This is a genomic window from Gordonia ajococcus (assembly GCF_012974285.1).
GTDB classification, from domain to species: Bacteria; Actinomycetota; Actinomycetes; order Mycobacteriales; family Mycobacteriaceae; genus Gordonia; species Gordonia amicalis.
On record NZ_CP052884.1, the window covers coordinates 1866522 to 1891633 of the forward strand.

At 69.0% G+C, this 25112-nt stretch carries 25 protein-coding genes; 15 read left to right on the forward strand and 10 right to left on the reverse strand.

Annotation, left to right across the window (positions count from 1 at the left end):
• Window positions 1-103 precede the first annotated feature (103 nt).
• From GAA2_RS08575 to GAA2_RS08585, 3 genes are read left to right on the forward strand one after another with little or no spacing between them, the layout of a single operon-like run.
• Window positions 104-679, forward strand: a complete 576-nt coding sequence (locus GAA2_RS08575) for a PH domain-containing protein (protein ID WP_232513094.1) — start codon at window positions 104-106, stop codon at window positions 677-679.
• Entirely contained in the window at window positions 676-1356 is a 681-nt protein-coding gene (locus GAA2_RS08580; RefSeq protein ID WP_024497284.1) for a response regulator transcription factor, read from the forward strand. The genes GAA2_RS08575 and GAA2_RS08580 overlap by 4 nt, the downstream gene beginning before the upstream one ends.
• 38 nt (window positions 1357-1394) lie before the next feature.
• Entirely contained in the window at window positions 1395-2765 is a 1371-nt protein-coding gene (locus tag GAA2_RS08585; RefSeq protein WP_024497285.1) for a sensor histidine kinase, read from the forward strand.
• On the opposite strand, the gene GAA2_RS08590 is transcribed toward GAA2_RS08585, so the two are convergent.
• Window positions 2737-3297 carry a GtrA family protein gene (locus GAA2_RS08590; RefSeq protein WP_024497286.1) on the reverse strand — a complete coding sequence of 187 codons (561 nt, stop codon included), beginning with the start codon at window positions 3295-3297 and terminating at the stop codon, window positions 2737-2739. The genes GAA2_RS08585 and GAA2_RS08590 overlap by 29 nt on opposite strands.
• 129 nt (window positions 3298-3426) lie before the next feature.
• On the opposite strand from GAA2_RS08590, the gene GAA2_RS08595 reads away from it, so the two are divergent.
• Together GAA2_RS08595 and purE are read left to right on the forward strand one after the other, a co-directional pair.
• Complete coding sequence (locus GAA2_RS08595) at window positions 3427-4686, forward strand: 5-(carboxyamino)imidazole ribonucleotide synthase (protein ID WP_191834891.1); 1260 nt, start codon at window positions 3427-3429, stop codon at window positions 4684-4686.
• Window positions 4683-5195, forward strand: a complete 513-nt coding sequence (gene purE, locus GAA2_RS08600) for a 5-(carboxyamino)imidazole ribonucleotide mutase (RefSeq protein WP_006437231.1) — start codon at window positions 4683-4685, stop codon at window positions 5193-5195. Before GAA2_RS08595 ends, purE begins: the two co-directional genes overlap by 4 nt.
• Here purE and GAA2_RS08605 read toward each other — a convergent pair.
• The 4 genes from GAA2_RS08605 to GAA2_RS08620 all read right to left on the reverse strand — a co-directional run bounded on the left by GAA2_RS08605 (window position 5192) and on the right by GAA2_RS08620 (window position 9142).
• Window positions 5192-6046 (reverse strand): dienelactone hydrolase family protein, encoded by an 855-nt coding sequence (locus tag GAA2_RS08605; protein WP_024497288.1) that lies wholly within the window; start codon window positions 6044-6046, stop codon window positions 5192-5194. The genes purE and GAA2_RS08605 overlap by 4 nt on opposite strands.
• 6 nt (window positions 6047-6052) lie before the next feature.
• On the reverse strand, window positions 6053-6427 hold the full coding sequence (locus tag GAA2_RS08610) for a nitroreductase family deazaflavin-dependent oxidoreductase (protein WP_024497289.1): 375 nt from the start codon (window positions 6425-6427) through the stop codon (window positions 6053-6055).
• 175 nt (window positions 6428-6602) lie between these two features.
• A complete protein-coding gene (locus GAA2_RS08615; RefSeq protein WP_024497290.1) occupies window positions 6603-7352 on the reverse strand; it encodes a TIGR03089 family protein in 750 nt (249 codons plus the stop codon).
• Window positions 7340-9142 carry an LCP family protein gene (locus GAA2_RS08620; RefSeq protein WP_236577673.1) on the reverse strand — a complete coding sequence of 601 codons (1803 nt, stop codon included), beginning with the start codon at window positions 9140-9142 and terminating at the stop codon, window positions 7340-7342. Before GAA2_RS08620 ends, GAA2_RS08615 begins: the two co-directional genes overlap by 13 nt.
• Window positions 9143-9707: 565 nt before the next feature.
• Between GAA2_RS08620 and rfbD the strand changes: the two genes are divergently transcribed.
• Genes rfbD through GAA2_RS08635 form a run of 3 tightly spaced genes read left to right on the forward strand, consistent with a single transcriptional unit; the run spans window position 9708 to window position 12737 of the window.
• Entirely contained in the window at window positions 9708-10658 is a 951-nt protein-coding gene (rfbD, locus tag GAA2_RS08625) for a dTDP-4-dehydrorhamnose reductase (RefSeq protein WP_040004855.1), read from the forward strand.
• Window positions 10659-10662: 4 nt separating this feature from the next.
• Entirely contained in the window at window positions 10663-11559 is an 897-nt protein-coding gene (locus GAA2_RS08630; RefSeq protein WP_006437237.1) for a glycosyltransferase family 2 protein, read from the forward strand.
• A 44-nt stretch (window positions 11560-11603) separates the two neighbouring features.
• Window positions 11604-12737 (forward strand): sugar phosphate nucleotidyltransferase, encoded by a 1134-nt coding sequence (locus tag GAA2_RS08635; RefSeq protein WP_006437238.1) that lies wholly within the window; start codon window positions 11604-11606, stop codon window positions 12735-12737.
• Between the two features lie 114 nt (window positions 12738-12851).
• Here GAA2_RS08635 and GAA2_RS08640 read toward each other — a convergent pair whose 3' ends face one another.
• Window positions 12852-13499 (reverse strand): O-methyltransferase, encoded by a 648-nt coding sequence (locus tag GAA2_RS08640; protein ID WP_006437239.1) that lies wholly within the window; start codon window positions 13497-13499, stop codon window positions 12852-12854.
• 289 nt (window positions 13500-13788) lie between these two features.
• Between GAA2_RS08640 and sigE the strand changes: the two genes are divergently transcribed.
• The 4 genes from sigE to tatB all read left to right on the forward strand — a co-directional run bounded on the left by sigE (window position 13789) and on the right by tatB (window position 17150).
• Entirely contained in the window at window positions 13789-14409 is a 621-nt protein-coding gene (sigE, locus tag GAA2_RS08645) for an RNA polymerase sigma factor SigE (protein WP_006437240.1), read from the forward strand.
• A 203-nt stretch (window positions 14410-14612) separates the two neighbouring features.
• Complete coding sequence (locus GAA2_RS08650) at window positions 14613-15134, forward strand: hypothetical protein (protein ID WP_006437241.1); 522 nt, start codon at window positions 14613-14615, stop codon at window positions 15132-15134.
• Window positions 15131-16669: a S1C family serine protease gene (locus GAA2_RS08655; protein WP_040004856.1), complete on the forward strand. Its 1539-nt coding sequence runs from the start codon at window positions 15131-15133 to the stop codon at window positions 16667-16669. The genes GAA2_RS08650 and GAA2_RS08655 overlap by 4 nt, the downstream gene beginning before the upstream one ends.
• Before the next feature lie 16 nt (window positions 16670-16685).
• Window positions 16686-17150 (forward strand): Sec-independent protein translocase protein TatB, encoded by a 465-nt coding sequence (gene tatB, locus GAA2_RS08660; protein WP_024497297.1) that lies wholly within the window; start codon window positions 16686-16688, stop codon window positions 17148-17150.
• A 10-nt stretch (window positions 17151-17160) separates the two neighbouring features.
• Here tatB and GAA2_RS08665 read toward each other — a convergent pair whose 3' ends face one another.
• The 4 genes from GAA2_RS08665 to GAA2_RS08680 form a co-directional block, all read right to left on the reverse strand.
• Window positions 17161-18306: an Mrp/NBP35 family ATP-binding protein gene (locus GAA2_RS08665; RefSeq protein WP_024497298.1), complete on the reverse strand. Its 1146-nt coding sequence runs from the start codon at window positions 18304-18306 to the stop codon at window positions 17161-17163.
• Window positions 18307-18376: 70 nt separating this feature from the next.
• The gene (locus GAA2_RS08670; protein WP_159405464.1) at window positions 18377-19486 is read right to left on the reverse strand and encodes a lytic transglycosylase domain-containing protein; all 1110 of its coding nucleotides are present in this window, start codon (window positions 19484-19486) and stop codon (window positions 18377-18379) included.
• A gap of 368 nt (window positions 19487-19854) precedes the next feature.
• Window positions 19855-20376, reverse strand: a complete 522-nt coding sequence (locus GAA2_RS08675; protein ID WP_024497299.1) for a DUF1003 domain-containing protein — start codon at window positions 20374-20376, stop codon at window positions 19855-19857.
• Window positions 20373-21686: a magnesium transporter MgtE N-terminal domain-containing protein gene (locus tag GAA2_RS08680; protein ID WP_024497300.1), complete on the reverse strand. Its 1314-nt coding sequence runs from the start codon at window positions 21684-21686 to the stop codon at window positions 20373-20375. The genes GAA2_RS08675 and GAA2_RS08680 overlap by 4 nt, the downstream gene beginning before the upstream one ends.
• Before the next feature lie 84 nt (window positions 21687-21770).
• Here GAA2_RS08680 and GAA2_RS08685 point away from each other — a divergent pair, with 84 nt between their 5' ends.
• The 3 genes from GAA2_RS08685 (at window position 21771) to GAA2_RS08695 (ending at window position 25111) form a co-directional block, all read left to right on the forward strand.
• Window positions 21771-22259: a general stress protein gene (locus GAA2_RS08685; protein ID WP_024497301.1), complete on the forward strand. Its 489-nt coding sequence runs from the start codon at window positions 21771-21773 to the stop codon at window positions 22257-22259.
• A 165-nt stretch (window positions 22260-22424) separates the two neighbouring features.
• Entirely contained in the window at window positions 22425-23876 is a 1452-nt protein-coding gene (locus tag GAA2_RS08690) for an extracellular solute-binding protein (RefSeq protein WP_191834893.1), read from the forward strand.
• Window positions 23873-25111: a sugar ABC transporter permease gene (locus tag GAA2_RS08695; RefSeq protein WP_081712364.1), complete on the forward strand. Its 1239-nt coding sequence runs from the start codon at window positions 23873-23875 to the stop codon at window positions 25109-25111. Before GAA2_RS08690 ends, GAA2_RS08695 begins: the two co-directional genes overlap by 4 nt.
• Window position 25112: the final 1 nt, after the last annotated feature.

The following is a 25112-nucleotide window of genomic DNA, read 5'->3' on the forward strand; positions in this document are numbered from 1 at the left end:
CCTCGCCGACCGCCCCAACGTGCCCGGCAGTCGATCGGTATTGGTGTCTCGCAGTCTACTCAGCGTGGCCCCGGGCAGGGCCGTCCCGATTATGCTGAGCCGCATGGCTTACCCGCGGGAGAACCTGGCGCCCGGTGAACGTGTCGTTCTCCACCGGCACCCTCATTGGAAGTGTCTGCTCGGTCCGTTCCTGTTGTTCGGGATCATCACCGCGGCCGCGGGTGTCCTCGCGGGCGTGATCGCCGGATCGTCGCTGGGCTCGACCCCGCGGACGGTGCTGCTGCTCGTCGTCGGCGTGGTGTGGGCACTCGGCCTCGTGTGGTATTTCGTCCGGCCGTTGCTGTCCTGGAAGACGACGCACTTCGTCCTGACCGACCGCCGGGTGATGTTCCGCAACGGAATCCTCACCCGGTCGGGTATCGACATCCCGATCCGGCGGATCAACACCGTCGAGTTCCGCCACGGCGTCATCGACCGGATGCTCCGGACCGGCACGCTGGTCATCGAGTCGGCCTCCGACGAACCGCTGTCCTTCGACGACATCCCGCAGGTGGAGAAGGTCCATTCGCTGCTCTACCACGAAGTGCTCGAGATGTACGGCGACGACGCGGAAGACGACTACGGCGTCCCGGGCGGCCCCGCCGACCGTCCCGAGAGCAGAGGGGCGCGGGAGCGTTGACCAACGTGCTGCTCGCCGAGGACGACGCCGCGATCGCCGAACCGCTCGCGCGGGCCCTCTCCCGCGAGGGATACGGGTGCGATGTCGTGAGCACCGGGGCCGACGCGCTCGAGAAGGCCCTCGACAGCCGCTACGAGTTGCTCATCCTCGACCTCGGACTCCCGGTCCTCGACGGCCTCGAGGTGTGCCGGCGGGTGCGCGCCCAGCGTCCCGCGCTCGCGGTCCTCATGCTCACCGCGCGCACCGACGAGGTCGACTTCGTGGTCGGCCTCGACGCCGGTGCGGACGACTACGTGGGTAAACCGTTCCGCCTCGCCGAGCTCCTCGCCCGTGTGCGGGCGTTGCTCCGCCGGCGTCAGCCCGACGACGGCGAGCCCGTACTCGAGGGCGGCGCGATCCGACTCGACGCGCGGGCGCGGCGAGTCCTGGTGGACGGGGAGGACCTCACCCTCGCGAACCGCGAGTTCGATCTCTTGCGATTCCTCATGGAGCGTGCGGGTCAGGTGGTGACCCGTGAGGAGATCCTCACCGAGGTCTGGGGTTCGGCGGATCTGCGGTCGTCGAAGACCCTCGACATGCACATCTCGTGGCTTCGCCGGAAGATCGGCGACGACCGCCACAACCGCCCGCGGCACATCGTGACGGTGCGCGGCGTCGGCTTCCGGTTCGACCCCTAGGAAGTTCCATGCGACCGGCATCGATGCGACCGGCTTCCATGCGCCGGCGCCTGCTCACCACGATGACCGCTGTCCTGATCGCGGTCGGCTGTCTGCTGGGCATCCCGTTGAGCGTCGTGGCCTGGTGGTGGGTGGCCGACAACGCGAATCAGGCTCTCGACAACCGGCTCAAGATCGTCGCCGACCAGCTCATCCGGCAGGAGGGGGCCGACGGTCGCATCCCGTCCGAGGCCGTCAACCGGCAGTCCTTCGAACTGCTGCTGCCACCCGACGGCCAGCTGACCATCACCTACCCGGATCTCGGGGGAGTCGATCGGCGGATGGTCGTCGGAGCCGACATCGATGGGCCCCGACTCTCGGAATCCATCGGTCTGGGCACCGCCGGCACGCTGACCCTGTCCATCCCGCGCAACGAGGTCCGGGACGACCAGATGACCGCGGCCGGCGTCGTCCTGCTCGTGGTCGTCGCCTCGGTGATCGGCGGCTCGGTGGTGGCGGCGGTGTCGGCGGGCCGGATCGTCGACCCCCTGACCGATCTGGCCGACCGCGCGGCGACTCTCGGCCGTGCCGACTTCCGTACCGAATGGAAGATGTACGGCATCGCCGAACTCGACCGGGTGTCGCGAGCGCTCGCCGACGCCAACACCGCGCAGGCCCTGAGGCTCGAACGCGAACGCGAGATCGCCGGCGATGCGTCGCATCAGCTCCGCAGCCGGCTGACCGCCATCCAGCTGCGGCTCGACGAGCTGGCGCTGCACGACGATCCGGCGGTCGTCAGCGAAGCCGAGGAAGCACTCGACCAGGTGGAGCGACTGGCCACCGATCTCGACGAACTGGTGGAAGCCTCGCGTGCCGACGAACCCGAACCACATTTCATCGACGTCGGCGACATGCTCGCCACACTCGTCGAGGACTTCCGTCACGCCTTCGAGGCGCAGGGTCGGCAGCTGATCGCGGTGGTCGAGGGTGCACCGCAGGCGCTCACCTCGCAGTCCGGACGCCTGCGGGAGGCAGTCAGTGTGCTGGTCGACAACGCGCTACAGCACGGTCGCGGGACGTGCCGGATCGAGGTGAGCACCCTGCAGGCCGGCGATCTGGTCCGCATCACGGTCGCCGACGAGGGCGACGGCGTCGCCGACGAGATCTCCGCGCACATCTTCCGCCGCGGTTTCTCGGCCGGGAAGCGGCCCGGTGCCGGGCGCAGCGGCGTCGGACTGTCGCTGGCGCGGGCGTTGATCGAGGCCGACGGCGGGCGCCTGGAACTCACGGTCCGACGTCCCCCGGTGTTCGCCATCGTCGTCCCGGCCCGATATGCGAGCGGATACGGCGAGGAACCGAACGAGCAGGACGACCCGGGTCCCGGCGGCACGGACACCGACGTCAGGCGTGACCGAGTTCCTCATCGTTGAGCTCGGCGAGCGAGGGGTGCAGGTCGGTGGACCCGGCTTCGCCACCGCGGAGGAGTTCCTCGGGGAACGCGAATTTGCGCAGCGCCCAGAAGCGGAAGGCCATCTGCATCAGGTTGCCGATGATGTAGCCGAGGACGAAGTCGACGACGACGACCTCGGACACACTCAGGTTGGACCGCATGTCGAAGACGTTGTTGCCGACGAACAGCGGTGCGGCCTGCAGGATGACGCCGATCCCGCTGATGAAGAAGAACAGCAGTGCCTCGTGGTGGCGTTCACGGCCGCCGCGGTTCTTGAAGGCCCACTCGCGGTTGAGGATGTAGCTGAGGATCGTCGCCAGCACCCCGGCGATGATCTTGGCGATCACCGGCTTCGGCTCGAGGATCGTGAGGCTGAGGCTGTAGAAGATCGCGAGATCGAAGATGAAGGTGGTACCGCCGACCATGGCGAACTTGATGAGTTCGTGGTGCCGCATCACGAGCCGTCGGACCGGCGCTGGGAGGCGAGCGATCAGCTCGTCGATCAATGGCACAAGATCCGAGTGTACGAAACAACAGCGCCGGGGAAGTTCTCCGGGCGGTTGTGCGGATGACAGAGCGGACGTGCCACGATGGTTCGCGTGAATCCACGCGAGGCGGATGGAGCGCCAGTGAACGGGCCGATGACCTCGAATTCCGCGCCACCCACCCCGGAAGCGGCGCGTAGCGCCGGCGCGGCGTCGGGTATGCCGAAGGTCACGATGATCGGTGGCGGACAGCTCGCGCGGATGACGCATCAGGCCGCGATCACACTCGGACAGTGTCTGCGCGTGCTGGCCGCGTCGGACTCGGACCCGGCCGCGCAGGTGAGTGCCGACATCGTCCTCGGCTCACACGACGAACTCGACGACCTGCGCCGCGCCGCCGCCGGTGCCGCCGCACTGACCTTCGACCACGAAGGTGTGCCGCTGCATCACCTCCAGGCACTCGAAGCCGAAGGAGTGGCGGTCCTCCCGCCGTCGAAGGCGCTGCACTTCGCCCAGGACAAGCTGGCGATGCGGGTTCGCCTGGCCGAGCTGGGTCTGCCGGTCCCGGAGTTCGCCGACCTCGCCGGCGACCGGACGGCCGCCCGCGCGCGTCTCGCCGAGTTCGGCGCGGCCAACGACTGGGAGATCGTCATCAAGGCGGTCCGCGGTGGATACGACGGTCGCGGGGTCTGGCTCGTCGACGGCGCCGACGAGGCCCTCGCGGTCTTCGACGAGTACCCGTCCGACGCGCCGGCGCTGCTGGCCGAACAGAAGGTGCCGATGCGGCGCGAACTGTCGGCCATGATCGCCCGGTCCCCGTTCGGGCAGGGTGCGGCGTGGCCGGTGGTGGAGACCATCCAGCGTCACGGCCAGTGCGCCGTCGTGCTCGCGCCCGCACCGGATCTCTCCGACGACGTCGCCGAGCAGGCGCAGCAGATGGCGTTGCGTCTCGCCGGCGAACTCGGCGTGGTCGGTGTGATGGCGATGGAACTGTTCGAGACCGTCGACGGCGAACTCGTCGTCAACGAACTCGCGATGCGTCCGCACAACAGCGGGCACTGGACGATGGACGGCGCGGTCACCTCGCAGTTCGAGCAGCATCTGCGCGCCGTTCTCGACTACCCGCTCGGCAACACCGCGCCGACCGCGCCGCTGACCGTGATGGCCAACATCCTGGGCGCGCCGAGCGCACCGGAGATGTCCATGGACGAGCGCCTGCACCACCTGATGGCGCGGATGCCCGAGGCCAAGGTGCACCTCTACGGCAAGGGTGAGCGGCGCGACCGAAAGATCGGCCACGTGAACATCGTCGGCCGGCCGGGTGAATCGATGGAATCGGTGCGCGAGCGCGCCGAGCGTGCTGCGCAGTGGATGTCGCACGCGACGTGGACCGACGGATGGGATGTGCATTCATGACCGAGAACAGGGGCCCTCGTGTCGGCCTGATCATGGGCAGCGACTCCGACTGGCCGACGATGAAGGCGGCCGCGGAGGCACTCGCCGAGTTCGACGTGCCATTCCAGGTGGGTGTCGTCTCGGCACACCGCACACCGCAGCGGATGCTCGACTACGCGGCCGGTGCCGCCGCCAACGGCATCGAGGTCATCATCGCGGGAGCCGGTGGGGCAGCGCACCTTCCGGGCATGGTCGCCTCGGCGACGCCGTTGCCGGTGATCGGTGTGCCGGTGCCGCTGCGACACCTCGACGGCCTCGACTCGTTGCTGTCCATCGTGCAGATGCCCGCCGGTGTGCCCGTCGCGACGGTTTCGGTCGGCGGCGCCCGCAACGCCGGACTGCTCGCCGTGCGCATCCTCGCCTCCTCCGACCCCGTCCTGCAGGAACGGATGGTGTCGTTCCAGAAGGGCCTCGAGCAGATGGTCCTCGACAAGGACGCCGCGCTCCAGCAGGAACTGCTCGGCGACTAGCCCTCTGCCGCAGGCGATCCCGGAGTGGCGGGGGACAAGCCGAGTTTGTCGGTGAAGAAGTCCAGCACCCGGTCGAAGGCTTCCCTCGTGGGTTGTCCGGGTTCGTCGTAGAGGTCCTCGGTCAGCACCGAATGCGGCCGGGGGAACATCGAATCCGGGTTCGCGGCGTCGTCGGGGAGTTCGATGCCGATGAACGAGTCGCCGAGAAGTTCCTGGAGACGGGCGAATCGAGAACGCGGCGAGAGCTGATCACCGGCGAAACGCAGACCAATCACCTCCAGGCCGCGGGCGCATCGTGCTTGCACTTTCTCGAGGTCGGCCTCGCCGACGTCGATCGCGCGTGCGCGTCCGGGGAGGACCGCGAACGGCAGCGACGGCTGCGAGAGCACCGGCGCCAGCATCCGTTCGTCGGTGGCCATCGCGAGCGCGAAGCCGCCGGTGAAACACATTCCGACCGCACCCACCCCGGGACCGCCGCAACGGTCGTGCTCGCGGGCGGCGAGCTCGCGCAGCCACGCCGTGACCGGTGAGGTCTTTCCCGTTGCGAGAATGGTGAATTCGCGGGTGATGCAGGTCTTGGCGATGGTGCCCAGCATCGACCGCATCGAGCCGACCCGGCCGAGGTTGTCCGGGCGAGGATCGCGCCCGTCGACGCCGAACAGCGACGGCATGACGGCGGTCGCCCCCAGATCGGCGATGCGCCGCGCGACGTCGGCGACCTTCGGACTGATCCCGGGCATCTCGGCGATCACGATGACCGCAGGACCCGTGCCCTTGCGGTAGACGCGACGGGTGTCGCCGCGCAGGGTCACGTCCTCGGCGGTGAAATCGTCGAGCGGGTCGTCGGCCACCGGGGTTCAGGCCTTGTGCAGGGTGCCGAGGAGAGCCGACTCGAAGAGCCGTGCGGGGATCTTCGCGCCGGAGGCGATGTCGGGGGAGTCCGACGGGACGATGCGCGGACCGGTGACCTGATAACGCTCGTTCTTGCGGACGATGGCGAAGGACCCGGCCGCCTGAACGTTGCGCACCCAGTCGGTGTGCCGGCCGTAGGTGAGGATGATCGTGAGTTTGTCACGATCGACCCAGGCCAGCACCGGATTCGAGTAGGTCTTTCCGGACTTGCGGCCGACGTGCTCCACCATCGCGAAGGGCGGCAGGTGGGGTGCCCACTGCCGCTGGATCGGATTGGTGACGATCTTGTTGAAACGGGCCAGTGCGTTGGGCAGTCGCATGTCCCCACTGTGCCGTATCAACTGCGATCCCGCAGGTTCTTGTGCACCGCGCTCCCGCGGGTCGTGCGCACTGCGATCTCGCAGGGCCGTATCAACTGCGATCCCGCAGGTTCTTGTGCACTGCGCTCCCGCGGGCCGTGCGGTAATTGCGACGCGGGCCGTGCGGCAATTGCGGCTATTCGGAGGGTGTTCCGAGGACGACTCCGGCCTTCTCGACCTCCGCGACCGCCGCCACCCGCTCGGCGGAGGCGTTCGCGACGTGCACCAGACTGCCACCGGCGACCAGAGGTGCGAGCAGGTGTGCGAGCACGCCGGGCGCGGTGTGCCAGGGACGCGTCGACACCACGCGGGTACCGGCGGCGATGCCGTCGCGTTCCGCGACGGTGCGTGCCTCGGTGACCACCTCGGCGGTCGGCATCCCGTCGAGCGCCTCGACCGCCGGGGACCGCGAGACGAACTGGTCGCCGTGCACCCGCACGACGCTCCCGTAGTCGCCGACCCCGGGCGGGAGATCACGCAACGGCAGCGCGAACGGATCGAGTGACGCCACCACGACCTCGTCGGCGTCGGGATGGTCGTCGAGCCGGTCGCGCGAGGTGAAGACCACCCGTGGCTCCGAAGCGGCCTCCGCGGCATCGGCGTCCGCGAGGTGGACGTCGGCGCCGGCCCACAGTGAGCCGATCACGATCCCGGCCGTCTGCCAGTGCTCGGGGAGGTCCACCACCACGACGTCCCCCGCGCCCACCCCGATCTCGTCGACGAGATAGTTGGCAGTCTTGGCCGCCCAGTTGCCGAGGGTGGCCGCCGACAGTTCGGTGCGCTCGCCGGTCGCCTCGTCGTAGTACGTCAGCAGCGGACGCGAATGATCGGCCACCGCACCGAAGATCGCGTCGGCGACGGTGTTCGGACTGCTCAGTTCACGCACATCGGCCCCTTGTTCGCGGCGGTGATCGGCGGGCGCTTGTTGCCGACACGCTCACTGGCCGGGGTGTTGTCGGACTGGTCGCCGGTGTCGCCGAGCCCGCCCGGTCCGGCGTAGGTGTTGGTGAGGACCACCTTGAGCTGGTCGTCGGCGAGGTTCGGGTCCTCGACGACCTTCACGCCGCCGAGGTCCTTGGCGAGCAGCCGCGCGGCGTCGCCGTTCTCCTTCGCGTAGATCACCGAGTCCTTGGTGTCGGCCTTGCCGCTGGAGGTCTCACCGGACTGATAACCCTTGTTGGTCAGGATGTTCGCCACGTTCGAACCCAGTCCGTCGATGGTGCCCGCGTTGACGACGTCGACCTTGAAATCGCCGCGCTGGGCGTCGGCTCCGGCCTGCTTCGGGGTGAGGAGGTCGCTGGTGTACGTCTTCACCGCCTGCGGATCCACCTGGACGACGCTCTGCAGACCGTCCTCGCTCCAACCCTGTTCGGTGACGATCGGGATGGTGGAGAACTTCACGCGGCCGCCGCTGAGGTCCTTGAGTTGCTCCGCGAAGTTGATGATGTTCCAACCGTCGTCGATGACGATCGACCGCGCCACCGCGTTCTGCATCTCCGAGAGCTTTCCCGGATCGGTGAGAGTGCCTGCGGACAACACCTTCTGGGTCAGTGACGCCATGAACGCCTGCTGACGTGTGATGCGGTCGAGGTCGCCGCGCGGGAGTCCGTGACGCTGGCGCACGAAGCTCAGTGCCCTGGGCCCGTCGAGGGTCTGGACACCCTTGCGGAAACGCGCGCCGCTGAACGGATCCCGGACCGGGGCGTTGAGGCAGACGTCGATGCCGCCGACCGCATTGGTCAGCAGGACGAAGCCGAGCAGGCCGACCTCCGCATAGTGGTCGACCTGGACGCCGGTGAGGTTGGCGACGGTGTCCACCAACGCCTTCCGGCCGGCCAGCGTGCCTTCCTTCTCCGCCTTCTCGGGCGACTGCCCGGCTTCCACGGCGCGGGCGCGCACGCCTTCGCGGGTGGTGCCGTAGGCCGCGTTGATCTTGCTCATGCCGATACCCGGTACGTCGACGTACGAGTCACGTGGGATCGAGATCGCGGTGGCCGACGAACCGTCCTCGGGGATGCGCACCAGCAGGATGGTGTCGGTGTTGGTGGCGACCTCCTCGCCCGAACGCAGGAGCTTGACCTCCTCCGGCGAGAGCGGGTTGCCCTTCGCGTCGGTACGGGAGTCGGTGCCCACCAACAGGATGTCGACGGCGCCGTCCTTCGCACCACCCAGACCGAGTCCGCCGAGCTGCGTGATGCGAGTCTCCAGGTCGGACATCGTGTTCCATGCGTAACCGGTGCACAGCAGCACGGCGACCGATGCGATCGCGATCAACGCGCGACCCCATCCGGCGCCCGACGCCCATCCGGCGTGAGGGCGAGTGACGGTGCCGGGCGGAGCGGTCGGCGGAGCGGTCGGTGTGGTGGACTCTGCAGTGGCCGAGAGCTTTTCGGTCACCGCGGCAGCACTTCGGGCTGTTCCTGCCGAAGCGTGCTTCCCGGGTGCGGCCTTCTTCGGTGGGGTTCTCCTCGGTGCGGCCTTCTTCGGTGCGGCCTTCTTCGCGGGAGCCTTCTCGGCGTCGGGTCGAGGGACGCGCTTGCGGGCGGAATCCGGTGACGCGGAACGCTTACGTTCGGCGGGTGCCGACCGCGTGTGGATCTCGCCGGACGAGCGTCGGCCGAGAGGCTCGTCGCCACGCCGCGGCCGGCGGGGAGACGCCGGTTCCTGCGGGGGCACACGCCTGCGGGGGTCGCGCGGCTCCGCGGGGCGTCGACGAGGCCTGCCTTCGGCATCCCGGGCGGGGATCCGTTCGGGCGGCGGCTGGCGCCGTGCGTGTTGTGCGGACTCGGCTCGCGACTGCGTCGTGGGAGCACCACGCACCACCCGGCGTCGGGGAGCGCCGGGCTCGGGGTCGGCGGGACGCGGGCGGGCGCCCTGAGGCGGCCACCCCGGTTCACCAGTGCGTTCGCCGCGCACCGGCCGTCGGCCGTGATCGGCATCCGGAGTGCGCCGGCTGCCCGGCTCCGGCGGTACCGCACGCCTGGGGCGCGGCCGCCCACGTGCGCCGTCGGATGGTGAATCCACTGGTCCGCGGTCCCTTTCGTGGTCGTCGTGCTGCTCGACGGTGGCGTCCGGTCGGTCCGCGCCATGGGATTGTCGGTGCAGGAGTGAAAGCTGATGTTGCTGTCGCCAGGCTACTGAAGTGATTCGGGAATTCGAGAACGCAACGCCGAGAAGTCGAGTAGCGGTCGTCACGTGTTGATGGACGGCCGAGTCGTGGCACGCCGGGGTCTGCGGCACGATGGTGGCCATGCGTGTCACGCCCAGCACCCCCACCGTGTACATCGTCGGCGCCGGCGGGCAGCTCGGCACCGCACTCCAGGAGAGGACTGCCCAGGCACCCGACTCCGTGGTGTGGCGTCCGCTGACCTCCGCCGACATCGACATCACCGACGAGACATCGGTCGCGGCCGCGCTGGGCGACCTCGGCGCCGGCGACGTCGTGGTCAACTGTGCCGCCTACACCGACGTCGACGGTGCCGAGTCTGATCCGGAGGGTGCGCGCCGGGTCAACGTCACCGGTCCGGCACTGCTCGCCGCCCAGACCGCCGCCGCGGGGGCGTGGTTGATCCATGTCTCCACCGACTACGTCTTTCCCGGTACCCCGCTCGACGGCCCGGGCTCAGCGGGCGACCGTCCCGACGGCTACGAACCCGATGACGTGAGCGGCGAACCGGCAACCGTCTACGGGGCAACCAAACTCGCCGGTGAACGCGCCGCACTCGACGCGGACCCGCGTGCCACCGTCGTGCGCACCGCGTGGGTCTACACCGGCGGACCCGAGAGCCGCGACTTCGTCGGGACGATGCGTCGTCTCGAGCAGACACGCGACACCGTGTCGGTCGTCGACGACCAGCTCGGTTCGCCCACCTACTGCATCGACCTCGCCGACGGGCTGTGGGAGCTGGTGGCCGCCGGGCCCCGCCCCGAGGTCACCGGAACCGTCCTGCACGCCACCAACGCGGGCCGCGCGACGTGGTTCGAGGTGGCGGCGGCCGTCTTCGAGGAGGTCGGCGCCGAACGTTCACGCGTGCTGCCCACCACCACGGCGGAGTTCCGGCGCCCGGCACCGCGTCCGGCGTATTCGGTGCTCTCCGGACGCTCCTGGGCCGCGGCGGGGCTGACGCCGCTACGGGACTGGCGCGCCGCGCTGCACGCGTCGATCGTCGAGCCGGGCGGTTCGTTACCCTGAGCCGGTGCCCGCTCAGCTAGCCGTCGTCACGGTGACCTACTTCTCCGGTGATCACCTCGCGACATTCCTTCGCAGTCTCGACGCCGTGACCGATGTGATGCCGCAGGTCGTCATCGCAGACAACGGCTCCGACGACGGTGCACCCGAACAGGCCGAGAAGGACTACGAGTCGGTGAAACTGGTCCGCACCGGCGGCAACCTCGGCTACGGCCGCGCGATGAACCGCGGGGTCGCCGAGATCGATCCCGACATCGAGTTCGTGCTCATCGCCAACCCGGACGTCGAGTGGAAGCCGGGCTCGATCGACGAACTCCTCGACGCTGCGCGGCGCTGGCCGCGTGCGGGATCGCTGGGACCGCTCATCCGGGAACCCGACGGCACCATCTACCCGTCGGCGCGACGCGTTCCCGACCTCGTCTCCGGCACCGGTCACGCCATCCTCGGCACGGTGTGGAAAAAGAATCCGTGGACCGCGGCCTATCGCGCCGACGACGAGGCGCCGTCGGAACGGGCCGTCGGCTGGCTCTCGGGGTCGTGCCTGCTGGTTCGACGGGAGGCCTTCGACGCCGTCGGCGGCTTCGACCCCCGCTATTTCATGTACATGGAGGACGTCGACCTGGGCGACCGCCTGGGCAAGGCCGGCTGGCAGAACGTCTATGTCCCCTCGGCCGAGATCGTGCACACCAAGGGGCACAGCGCCGGTCGGAACCCCGAGAAGATGCTGCCCGCACACCACGAGAGTGCCTATCGGTTCCAGGCCGACCGCAACCCCGGTGTGTGGCGTGCACCGCTGCGGCTCGCGCTGCGCGTCGGCCTGGCCGCGCGGTCGCGTCTTGCGGTCCGAGCGGCCCGCCGGACCACGTCGACGGAGAACACCTCGACGAGCGAAGACAACGGATGAGTGCTGAAGTGAATACCGGACATCACGAAGAAGGGACCGATCAAGTGGATCAGTACACCGTGCGCGAGTCGGTGGGGCGCGCGTCCGTCGGCGGATCGGCGCCTGTTGCCGAGGGCGTCGAGGCGGTCGTCCTCGTCGGCGGCAAGGGCACCCGGCTCCGTCCGCTCACGCTCTCGGCGCCCAAGCCGATGCTGCCCACCGCGGGCCTGCCCTTCCTCACGCACCTGCTGTCGCGCATCCACGCGGCCGGGATCCGCGACGTCGTCCTCAGTACCTCGTTCAAGGCCGAGGTGTTCAGCGAGTACTACGGCGACGGCTCCAAACTGGGCCTGCGTCTGCGCTACGTCACCGAGGACGAGCCGCTCGGCACCGGCGGCGGCATCCGCAACGTCCTCGACGAGCTGACCGCCGACACCATCGTCGTGTTCAACGGCGACGTGCTCGGCGGCACCGATGTGCGCGACGTCATCGACAGCCATCGCGCGGCCGACGCCGACGTGACCATCCACCTCGTCCGGGTGAGCGATCCGCGCGCGTTCGGCTGCGTGCCGACCGACGGCGACGGCCGCGTCACCGCCTTCCTGGAGAAGACCCAGGACCCGCCGACAGATCAGATCAATGCCGGCACATACGTTTTCAACCGCAAGATCATCGAGTCGATCCCGTATGGCGTGCCCGTCTCGGTGGAGCGCGAGGTCTTCCCGCGCCTGCTCACCGAGGGCAAGCACGTCCACGCCCACGTCGACCACGCCTACTGGCGCGACATGGGCACCCCGGAGGACTTCGTCCGCGGCTCGGCCGACCTGGTGCGCGGCATCGCACCGTCACCGGCGCTCGGTGATCGCCACGGCGAGTCGCTGGTCCACGAGGGTGCCGGCGTCGGCCCGGGTGCCCTGCTGATCGGCGGCACCGTCGTCGGCCGAGGCGCGGAGGTCGGGCCCCGCGCCCGCCTCGACGGTGCGGTGGTCTTCGACGGCGCGGTCATCGAGGCCGGTGCGGTCGTCGAGCGCTCGATCATCGGTTTCGGCGCACGAATCGGTCCGCGGGCACTGATCCGCGACACCGTCATCGGCGACGGCGCGGACATCGGTGCGCGCTGCGAACTCCTGCGCGGCGCACGCGTGTGGCCGGGAATCGAGATCCCCGACAACGGAATCCGCTTCTCGACTGACGTGTGAGGCGCCTCGCGAACTCGGCGCGCGTGTGAGACCCCGCAAACCCACCCTTTTTCGGCAAACCCAGCACCCCCTCAGGGGGCGGATCTGCCGAAAATGGGTGGGTTTGCGTTGTGGTCAGCGGGTCTTGACCGCCGCGAGCACACCGGGCCCGAGCGGGATCACGACCGGCAGGAGGCGCTCGTCGTCGGCGATCAGCAGGGCCGCCTCGCGCGCGGCCGCGGTCGGCGGGTCGGTGCGGGACGGATCGCCCACGGTGCCGTCGGCCGTCGCGTTGTGCACCACGACGACACCGCCGTCGCGCAGCATGCGGACGGCCTCGGTCACGAACCGCGGCAGGTCCAGCAAGGGACCGTCGATGAAGACCAGGTCGTAGGACGTGTCCGAGAGACGCGGCAGCACGTCGGTGGGTGTGCCGTTGATCAGGCGCGTGCGGCCGGGGGAGATGTCGGCCCCGGCGAACGACGCCCGCGCCGCACGATGGTGCTCGGGTTCGGGGTCGATGGTGGTCAGGACCCCGTCGGCGGCCATGCCGTTGAGCAACCACAGACCGCTCACGCCGGTGCCGGTGCCGATCTCGGCCACGGCCTTGGCGTCGGCGGTGCGGGCCAGGAGTGCGAGCAGCGCACCGACCGCTGGGCTCACGGGCGTGGCACCCAGTTCCTCTGCGCGGGCACGGGCGGCGATGACGGCGTCGTCCTCGACGATCGCCGACTCGGCGTAGGCGATCAGATCGGGGCCGGCGGACGGGGTTGACTCGGTCACGCGTCGAGGTTAGACCGCAGGCCCGGTCAACGCGGACATGGCACGCCGACCTGGGCGAATCCCGGGCCGCGGTCGGAGCCCGTCACATCCTCAGGGAACACTCAGGGGACTCATACGGCGACCACACTCCGATACGAGAGGGTGAGTGCGTCCGGTTGACGGTACTGCCCGGCGAGTCGGTGTGAAGCCCCGGCGCGTTGGGAATACCGGACCGGTGCGACGTTGTTCGACACGGTGAGTGCTCTGGGTCACCGGGCTGTGTTCACGAGAGAGGAACCGACCACCCACCATGACCGATTCCCGCGATTCCACCGACGAAGTGCCCGCCGTTCCGGCGGGCACCGCAGGTTTCGACGCCACCGGCGACGAACTGCTGATGCCGTCATGGGATGAACTGGTGCGCGAGCACGCCGACCGCGTCTACCGCCTGGCCTACCGCCTGTCGGGGAATCAGCACGACGCCGAGGATCTCACGCAGGAGACCTTCATCCGGGTGTTCCGATCGCTGTCGAACTACCGCCCCGGCACCTTCGAGGGCTGGTTGCACCGCATCACCACCAACCTGTTCCTCGACATGGTCCGCCGCCGCAGCAAGATCCGCATGGAGGCATTGCCCGAGGAGTACGACCGCGTGCCGGCCGACACCCCCGACCCCCAGCAGATCTTCGACGCCACCAACCTCGACCCGGATCTGCAGCGCGCCCTCGACTCGCTGGCGCCCGACTTCCGCGCCGCCGTCGTCCTGTGTGACATCGAGGGGCTGTCCTACGAGGAGATCGCCGCGACCCTGGGTGTCAAGCTCGGCACCGTCCGCAGTCGCATCCACCGTGGCCGCCAGAGCATCCGCGACGCGCTGGCCGCCCAGGGGCACACCAGCAGCCGTTCGGTCGCGATCGGCGCGCACAGCTGACGATCCCCGGCTCGTCAGGCTCGGGAACCACGAGTCGATGAGCGTCGTTGTCTGACTCGGATAAGCTGAGACGTTGCGTGCGGCCCCGGTCACACCCCGTGCGGCGGCACAGCCCGCCGACGGTGAGTACCGTGGCGAGCAGACTCGGCAGAGGTGATGACAACGGAGTACGGCGGACACGTCGTGGAGAGGGGTGACCGACGATGATGGACGGCGATCGCGGGCGTCCGACCCCGGGCGGCGGTGTCGAGCCCCCGACCCCCAATCTTCGTCGCCGGCGATCCTCCTGGGGTGCCGACTCGTGGACTCCGGCCCCGTCGTCCTTCCTGCCCAACCGCGGCTATCGCGCGCCGGGCACCGCCGGTGGACGCCGTTTCGCCCCGACCGAACATCTCGCCCCCGAGGCGGTCGCCGCTTTCGTCGACGGTGAGCTCGGTATGTCGGCGCATGCTCGCGCCACCCACCATCTGGCGCTCTGCCCGGAGTGTGTGGCGGCGGTCGACGCCCAGTCCCTGGCCCGTACCCGCCTGCGCGAGTCCGGCCAGGTGTCGGTGCCCGCCTCGCTGCTCGGAGCGCTCTCTCAGATCCCGACCCGCGAGATCGACCTCGGCTCGGACACCCCGACCGACGGCATCCCAGGCGCCCGCGAGGCGATGCGCCCGCCCGTGAACCCGCTCATGCGCGACACCGGCCGCGGCCGTAACTTCCGCCGTCGGGGTAGGTGAACGTGACCGACGGAACCGGACCCCAGGGCGAGGACACCTCGACTCCCGGCGGTGACGCGGAGTTCGCGCGTCGCGAAGAACCCCCACACTCGCAACGGCTGACGCCCGGGCGGCCGCGGCACGCCCCCGTATCGCCGGCAACGGCGCAGGTCTTCGGCCGGCCCTCGGGAGTGCGCGGTTCGTTCGCCGCCGATGCCGGCAGCCATTCCGCGCCGCAACCGCACGTCGCCGACCCGGACCCCGTCCTCGCCGAGGCATTCGGGCGTCCGCCCGGCTCTGACGAGACCCTCCAGCGCGATCCGCTTGCCACCTACGGCCAGACCGAGGACGAGCCGCCGCGCAACGACCCCTGGCGTGATCCGGAGAGCCCCGCGCGGCTCGTCGATCCCGCCCTGCCGACCAGCGCCTCGACGCCGGCCACCGACCCCGGCCCGAAACTCGGCGTCCGGGATGTGTTGCTGGGCAACCGCATCAGCTGGAGCGCGCTCGCGGCGCTCGCGATCATCGCGCTGCTCATCGCCGTCGTCGGCGGTCTGATGGGGCGGTGGACCGCCGAGGTCGCGGCGCCGCTGACCACCGATTCCGTGGAGCTGTCCACCGACGACCCCGGAAACGGTTCGGAGCCGCGTTCGCCGATCGCCGAGGTGGCGCGTTCCGTCGAGAAATCCGTGGTCGCCATCGACGTCCGGGCGTCGGGGGCCTATTCGACCGGTTCGGGCTTCGTCATCGACAAGGCGGGGTACATCCTCACCAACAACCACGTGATCTCGATGGCCGCGAACGACAAGAGCGCCAAGCTCGAGGTCGTCTTCTTCGACCGTCAGCGTGTCCCGGCACGCATCGTCGGACGTGACCCCAAGACCGACCTCGCGGTGCTCAAGGTCGAGAACGTGAGGAATCCCACCGTGTCGGTCCTCGGTAGTTCCGCGGACCTGCAGATCGGCGAGGAGGTCGTCGCCTTCGGATCGCCGCTCGGGCTCAACCGGACGGTGACGAGCGGCATCGTCAGTGCCACGAACCGCGCGGTGGCGCTCACGCCCGACGCCGAATCCGACACCGACGCGGTCATCGACGCGATCCAGACGGACGCGGCGATCAACCCCGGCAACTCCGGCGGTCCGCTGGTGAACGGCGACGCCAAGGTCGTCGGCATCAACACCGCGGGTCGGCTCGGTGCCGGCGGCGGCTCGATCGGGCTCGGATTCGCCATCCCGATCGACGAGGCCAAGCCCATCGCCGAAGCCCTCATCCGCGACGGCAAGGTCAACCACCCCCAGATCGGCATCAACGCGAGCTCGGTCCGCAACGAGCGTGTCCTGGGCGCCCAGGTGCGCAATGTGGTGTCCGGCGGACCGGCCGAACGCGCCGGAGTTCGCGAGAACGACGTCATCACCTCGTTGAACAACCGGCCCATCGAGAGCGCCGACGAGTTGAATGTCGCGGTCCGGACCGCGAAGATCGGTGAAGAGATCCCGTTCCAGTACTGGCGGGACGGGCGTACGTTCAACGGCACCATCACGCCGGCGAGCGACTGACACCGGGACGAGGCAGATGTTCAGCAGTATCGGATGGGGCGAGATCGCGATCCTGGTCGTGGCCGCCCTGGTCATCCTCGGGCCCGAACGACTCCCGGGCGCGGTGTCCTGGTCGATGCAGTCGCTCCGCAAAGTCCGCGACTATGCGACCGGTGCGACCAACCAGCTCAAGGACGAACTCGGTCCGGAGTTCGAGGATCTGCGCAAACCTCTCGCGGACCTGAACGAGCTGCGGGGGATGACGCCGCGTTCGATCGTCACCAAGCACCTTCTCGACGGCGACGACTCGCTGTTCCGCCTGGGCGAGGACGCCACCACCGTCGATCGCAGCACCACCCCGGCGCCACCGATCAAGCCGGTGTCGGCGCCGATGTCGCTCGACAAGAACACCGACACCCCGGCACAGCCGTCGTCCGACACTGCACCGGCAGAGCGTCGTACAGGTGGCCGTCCCGCCGTCACCGACTGGGACGCGACCTGATCGGAACTCCTCAGGAGTGGCGGACGGTGTCGAGCCCGAGGCTCATCCCGGCCAGTCCGCGCTTGCGGACGGCGAGTTTCGCGGCGATCGACCGCAGCGCTGAGCCGGCGGGGGAGTCGGGGGCCGACAAGACCACCGGAACACCCGCGTCGCCGCCCTCGCGCAGTGCGGTCTCCAACGGGACCTGACCCAAGAGCTCCACGGGTGCGCCCACCGCACGGGTGAGGCGTTCGGCGACCTGCTCGCCACCACCCGAGCCGAACGGCTCCATGCGGGTGCCGTCGGGGAGCTCGAGCCAGGACATGTTCTCCACGACGCCCAGGATCTTCTGGCGGGTCTGGAGCGCGATCGCACCGGCGCGCTCGGCGACCTCGGCGGCGGCCTGCTGCGGTGTGGTGACCACGAGGATCTCCGCACCCGGGATCAGCTGCGCGATGGAGATCGCGACATCGCCGGTGCCCGGGGGCAGGTCGAGGAGCAGGACGTCGAGGTCGCCCCAGTAGACGTCGGCGAGGAACTGCTGCAGCGCGCGGTGCAGCATGGGTCCGCGCCAGGTGACCGGGGTGTTGCCTTCGGTGAACTGGCCGATGGAGATGAATCGCACGTTGTGGCTGATGGGCGGCATGATCATCCGCTCCACCTGGGTGGGCTTGGCGTCACTGCCCAGCATCCGGGGGACGGAATGGCCGTAGATGTCGGCGTCGAGGACACCCACGCTGAGTCCGCGCTCGGCCAGTGCGGCCGCGAGATTGACCGTGACGCTGGACTTTCCGACGCCACCCTTACCGGATGCGACGGCGTAGACGCGGGTCAGGGACCCGGGCTGGGCGAAAGGGATGACCGGTTCGGCCTTGTCCCCGCGCAGCTTCTTGCGCAACTCGGTGCGCTGCTCGTCGTCCATCACGTCGAGTTCGACGCGCACCGCACCGACACCGGCGACATCGGCGACGGCGGTCTCCACCCGCTGGACGATCTCGGTGCGCAGGGGACACCCCGACGTCGTCAGATACACCCCGACGTCGACGCTCGCATCGTCGTTGACGGTGACCGACTTGACCATCCCGATGTCGGTGATGGGCTTGCCGATCTCCGGATCCTTGACCTTGCCCAGGGCGGCGCGAACTGCCGATTCCGTGGGCGCGACTCCTGTTGTCATCTGGTCCAGCCTACCGGCGCCGCCGACGGACCACGGTGGTGGTCCCGGCAGGCGGTCGTGCGGTGCCGGATCAGCGAACGGGCACCGGTGTCGTCGCCGGTCCCGACCGGTTCTCCGGCGGGGCCTTCTTGGTCACCGGAGCCTGCTTCTTGGGCGGCGGCGGGGGCACCTGTCCGGGCAGGGTGATCGTCGGCAGGCACACGATGAAACAGTTCTGCGGCGGCGGTGCGGGCCTGCGTACCGACGGCGACGAGGACGACGGACCCGACGGCGGCGTGGAGGACGAGGAGGAACTCGACTTGCTCTTGCTCGACGAACTCGACGCCTTGCGTTTCGCCTCCGGGATCGGGTTGGTCGGCATGACGCCGGTGGCGTAGGCGCCGGCCCAGCCGAGTACGTTCGCGACGTACTCCATCGAGCGGTTGTACCGGAGCACCGCCGCGACGCGGGTGCCCTCGCTCATGATGTCGCTGACCCCGGCGCACAGGTAGCGTCCCGCAGAGTAGGTGGCGTCGAAGATGTTGTTGGGGTCGGACTTGCCGTCGCCGTTTGCATCGGAGCCCCAGGACGCCCAGGTACTGGGGATGAACTGCATCGGTCCCATGGCCCGGTCGTGCCCGGGGTCGCCGTCGATGCGTCCACCGTCGGTGTCCTTGATGACCGCGTTGCCGGCCAGGGAACCGTCGAGCACGGGCCCGGCGATCGGGTTGATGGTGGTGCCGTACTGGTCGACCGAACCGTTGCTCGCATGATTGGACTCGATGCGGCCGATGCCGGCGAGCAGGAACCAGGGCAGCTTGCACTGGGGACTCTCGACGCCGACCCGGTTCGCGGCGAGCTTGTAGGCCTGCAGGACCACGCCGGGGATGCCGAGAGGACCGGAGGGGAGATCGTTCGCGAGTCGGAACTGCGGCGCGGGAAGCGCGGCGGCAGGCTTCTCCGGCGGCGGCGCGAAACCCAGGAGCGTCACGGGCGAACCCGGCACGACATCTGCGACGACGACCGGGGCCTCGGGTTCGGGGGTCGCTGCGGCGAGCACGCCGTGCGCACTCGATGACGCCGTGCCCAGCACCATCGTGCCGACGAGTGCGCCACCGACGACGATCGTCGCGGCTCGCCGCGGGAAGTGCAGGGGACGCTGCGGCCCACGACGGCGGCGCACCAGGTTCAGCGGGCTCATCGGCCACCGCCCCGGCGGTTCGCCAGCACCGATTTCTCGATCACATGTACTCCGTTGTCACAACACCACACGTCTGCCCCCCGAGGACGCAGTGATTGCCCGCTCCGGCCGCACGGCCTGGAGCCGAGAGCGGATGTGTCCGAACCGGGTCTGGCGTCGTGACCGACACCGGGATCCGGCCGAACTGTGACCCACCATACATATTGGGTCTGATGACCCAATGGCGAACTCCGCATTTACTCGTCGTCACTCACTTCGTCGCTGCGCCGCGAGAAGTTACGGCGGCAAACCCATGGGAGAGAAGTTACTGGAGTGACGTCACGGAGTGGTATCGGGCGGTGCCGGGACCTCCTGGAGACGTGGTCCGCTCAACGGGACTTCTCGACGCCGTCCGCGTCGTCCGAGGCTTCGTTGCGTGCACCGAACCGTTCGGTCAGCTCATCGAGTAGCTCGTCGAGTTCTTTGCGCAGGTAGTCGCGCGTCACCGTGTCGCCGACGGCCAGGCGGACGGCGGCCAGCTCACGCGCGAGGAACTCGGTGTCGGCCTTGGTCTGCGCCGACCGCATCCGATCCTCCTCGAGCGCCACGCGGTCCCGGTTCTCCTGACGATTCTGGGCCAGCAGGATCAGCGGCGCGGCGTAGGCCGCCTGCGTGGAGAACGCGAGGTTGAGCAGGATGAACGGATACGGGTCCCACCGGATCGTCACCGCGACCAGGTTCAGCGCGATCCACACCACGACGATGACGGTCTGGATCAGCAGGTACCGGCCCGTGCCCAGGAACCGGGCGACACGTTCGCTGTACATCCCGACGACGTCGGAATCGAGGTTGAACGAGATGGTGCGCCTGGTGCTGGGGATGTCGAGTTTGCGACCGCCCTGCTCGCTCATCGGATCCTCACCTGCGCGCCGGCGCCGGTCCGCTTGTCGACGTCCTCGGGTTCGGTCTCACGCCAGTCGCGCGGCAGGATCTCGTCGAGGAGGTCGTCGACGCTGACGGCGCCGAGCAGGTGGCCGGCCTCGTCGACCACCGGGCCGCAGACGAGGTTGTAGGTCGCGAAATAGCGCGTCATCGTCTCCAGCGAGTCTTCCGGGTGTAATTGCGCGAGGTCGGTGTCGAGGATTCCGCCGACCAGGTGGGCCGGCGGCTCGCGCAGCAGGGCCTGCAGGTGCACACAGCCGAGATACTTGCCCGTCGGCGTCGCGGTCGGGGGACGCACGACGAACACGATGCTCGCCGAAGCGGGGGTGAGGTCGGGGTTGCGGACGCGTGCGAGTGCCTCGGCGATCGTCGTCGACGCGGTGACGATGATCGGTTCGGAGGTCATCACACCACCGGCGGTGTCAGGGGAGTGCAGCAGCAGTCGACGGACCGGTTCGGATTCCTCCGGGTCCATCTCCTCGAGCAGCGCCTCGGCCTCGGTGTCGGGGAGCTCGCCGAGGAGGTCGGCCGCGTCGTCGGGGTCCATCTCCTCGAGAATGGTGACGGCCCGATCGCGACCCAGGGCGGTGAGCATCGCCGTCTGATCGTCGGGTGGCAGTTCCTGGAGCACGTCGGCGAGCCGCTCGTCCTCGAGCGCCGAGGCGATCTCACCACGTCGTTTGGCCGGCAGCTCCCGGAGCGCGTTGGCCACGTCGGCCGGGCGCATCCCCTCGAACTGCATCAGCGCCTGGGCGACGCCCTGGCCGGGCAGGTCGAGGGCGGACTGGGTGATGCCCTGGACGCTGGACCATTCCACGACGTGGGTCTCGTGACGCCGGCGCAGACCGCGTCGGCCCGCGCGGATGGCGACCCGCGACACGACCCAGTCCCGGGTGCGGGTGCGTTCGATGCCGAGATCGACCACCGTCACGTCGGCGTCGGCGAGTTCGGGCAGGTCCGGGTCGGTGACCCGGACCCGGGTGTCGAGGATCTGGCCGATCGCCAGGGCCTCGCCGGGGCGAAGATGCAGTTTCCGCAGGCTCACCGTGCCGGTGTTGAGGGTCACCGCCTGCGGTTCGATCCCGGTGACGCGCAGCATGGGAACGAAAATCCTTCGGCGGGTGGTCAATTCGACCGCGAGGCCGAGTGCGCGTGGTTGTTGACCCGACAATCGGATCGAGATCACCACGTCGCGGACCCGCCCGATGGATTCACCATCGGGACCAAGGACGGCCAACCCGACTAATCTGGCCACGAACACCTTGCTCACCGACGACATGGGAGTAAGGGTAGTGCCATCGGTTCGGCCAACGCCGTCGGCGAGCGCGGAACAGCAGACTCGACTTCACAGGGAGGTCCCGAAATGACGAATCCCATGCGCCCGGGTCGGGAGACGCCGGGACTGCCGACGCCGCCCAAGGGGTGGCCGATCGGCTCCTACAGCACCTACGCCGAGGCGCAGCGGGCGGTGGACTATCTGTCCGACGAGAACTTCTCCGTCGAGGACGTCACGATCGTGGGCGTCGACCTCATGCAGGTCGAGCGTGTCATCGGACGCCTGACGTGGGGCAAGGTGATCGGCGGAGGTCTGGTCTCGGGGGCCTGGCTCGGCCTCTTCTTCGGCATCCTGGTCTCACTCGTCTTCGCCGGTTCGCCCCTGGGGCCGATCCTGGTCGGTCTCGTCGGCGGCATGGTCTTCGGTGTGATCTCGGCGACGATTCCGTATGCTGCGACACGCGGCCAGCGCGACTTCGCGTCGACCATGCAGCTCGTCGCCGGCCGTTACGACGTCCTCTGCGATCCCAAAAGTGCAGAGAAAGCCCGCGACATGCTCGCGCGCCTGACGATGTGAGGTCTCGACCGTCGGCGGACACGGGGCGATCACAATCGGCGACGGAGTGGCACGCCCATGCCGAATGTGTTGCATGTCACGAATCGTGACGTATAGCGTTGCACCTCGGACGCTCACGGCGGAGCACCTCGGGTACTCCGCCGCGTACGACATCGAGGAGGCTGCGTGCGGAGCAGGGTCAGCAGGTATCGAACCACAAGTCGCGTAAGGCGAAAGGTCCTCGCGGCGGCGGTCGCCGCGGCCGCGGCGCTCCCCGTGCTGTCGGCGTGCGGCTCGGGATATGAAGCGGGCGTACTGAATTTCTATCCACCCGCCGACGGTGCCGACACCTTCGCCGCGATCGGCGACAAGTGTTCCGCCGAATCCAACGGTGAGTACAAGATCGTCACGACGCCCCTGCCGAAGGGTGCCGACGATCAGCGGCTGCAGTTGGCCCGCCGCCTCGCCGGCAACGATTCCGGGCTCGACCTCATGGGCATGGACGTGGTGTGGACCGCTGAGTTCGCCGACGCGGGCTGGATGGTCCCGGTGCCCGACGCGATGGCCGCGGAGGTGTCCGCGCGGACCCTCGGCGGTCCGCTCGACACCGCGGTGTGGAAGACGGATGAGGATGAGCGCGAACGCCTCTACGCCATCCCGTTCTCCACCAACACCCAGTTGCTCTGGTACCGCAAGGATGTGCTGCAGGACAAGGTCGACCGCCGTCGTCCCGCCTCGACATGGGACGGGATGCTCGAGGATGCACTGGTCAGCGGCCGCAACGGCGGACCGACCTACATCATGGTGCAGGGCAGGCAATATGAGGGCCTGATGGTCTGGTTCAACTCGGTACTCGTCAGTGCCGGCGGCCAGGTCGTCGACCCCGAGAACCCCGACAAGGTCACGCTCAACGACACTCCGGAGCATCGCGCGGCCACGGTCCGCGCCCTCCGGACACTCAAGGCGGTGGCCACCGCACCGGGCGCCGACCCGTCGCTGACCAACTCCGACGAGGGTGCCGCCCGCCTGGGCATGGAGAGCGGTGAGGCGCTCTATGAGGTCAACTGGCCCTTCGTGTTCCCCGGCATGCGCGAGAACGCCGTCGCGGGATCCGTCCCGTTCCTGGACCTTACGAAGTACGCCGACCTGTACGCCGACAGCGAGAATCCGCCGTCCGACCGGGATGTGCTCCCGCTCAACCGGGAGATGCAGAAGGTCTTCGACTTCGCCCCGTACCCGGGCTTCGAGGGCCTGCCCACCAAGACGACCCTCGGTGGGATCAACATCGCCGTCGCCAGCACCTCCGAGCAGCCGGACCTGGCCTTCCGTGCGGCCGAGTGCATCACGAGCGAGGCGTCGCAGAAGAACTTCTCGCTCAACGCGGGTCCGCCCCCGGTGATCGAATCCATCTACGACGACGCAGATTTCCGCCTCGCCTATCCGATGGCGCAGGAAATCAAGCGTCAGCTCGAACCCGACCATGCTGCGATTCGTCCGAAGTCTCCTGACTACCAGGCGATCTCGACGCTGCTGCAAGCAAAGCTGAGTCCGGTCGGGGCGTGGGATCCGGAAACACTGGTGGACGAACTCGCCGAGGCCGTCCAGAAGGCAATCGACGGGGAAGGGTTGGTTCCGTGACCGATCACAACACACCCGGCGGGAACACTCCGGGCGGGCGCGCACCGAACGAGGACGACTCCGCCGACGAGTCCGCGTTCCGCCCCGGCCGTCATGCGCTGCCCGACGATGCGCCCGCCCAGACCGGCCCGATCCCCATCGTGGGGGACAGCCCGCCCGTGCACTCCGACGAGTTGTGGAAGGCGCCACCGGGAGGACGCCACGAGGTTCCACCCGGTTCGGCCCGGGTCGGTTCGGCGCCCGCGAACCCGGTCGGGTCGAATCCCGGATCCGTCGGCGTGGCACGGTCATCGGCAGCCGCCACCGCGGTGGCCGAACGACGCCGCGATGAAGCGGCACCGAAGCCCCGCAAGCGCAGTGAGGGCAAGACGGCCGAGCGGCGGCTGGCCTTCTGGCTCGTCGCGCCCGCCGCGCTGATGATGCTGCTGGTGACCGGATATCCGATCATCTACGCGGTCTGGCTCTCGCTGAACAAGATGAGCCTGTCCGCGCCCGGAGAGCGGGAGTTCGTGTGGTTCTCGAACTACGCGACGGTGCTGACCGACAACTACTGGTGGACGGCCTTCGGCGTCACGGTGGGTATCACGGTCGTGTCGGTGCTCATCGAGCTCGTCCTCGGCATGGCCATCGCACTGGTGATGCACCGCACCATCTTCGGACGCGGCACGATCCGCACCGTCGTCCTGATCCCGTACGGCATCGTGACCGTGGCCGCGGCGTTCTCGTGGTACTACGCGTGGACGCCCGGCACCGGCTATCTGGCGAACCTGCTGCCCGACGGCAGTGCGCCGCTCACCGAACAGTGGCCGTCGCTGGCGATCATCGTCCTCGCCGAGGTCTGGAAGACCACCCCGTTCATGGCGCTGCTGTTGCTGGCGGGCCTGGCGCTGGTGCCCGACGACCTGCTGAAGGCCGCCCAGGTCGACGGTGCCGGTGCGTGGACGCGCCTGTGGCGCATCATCCTTCCGCTGATGAAGCCGGCCATCCTCGTCGCGCTGCTGTTCCGCACCCTCGACGCGTTCCGCGTGTTCGACAACATCTACGTTCTCACCAGCGGGTCCAACAACACCTACTCGGTGTCGATGCTGGGCTATGACAACCTGTTCGGCGCGTTCAACCTGGGCGTCGGATCGGCGATCTCGATCCTGATCTTCATCTGCGTGGCGATCATCGCGTTCGTGTTCATCAAGGGGTTCGGCACCGCCGCACCGGGTTCCGACGACGAGGGGAGGTAAT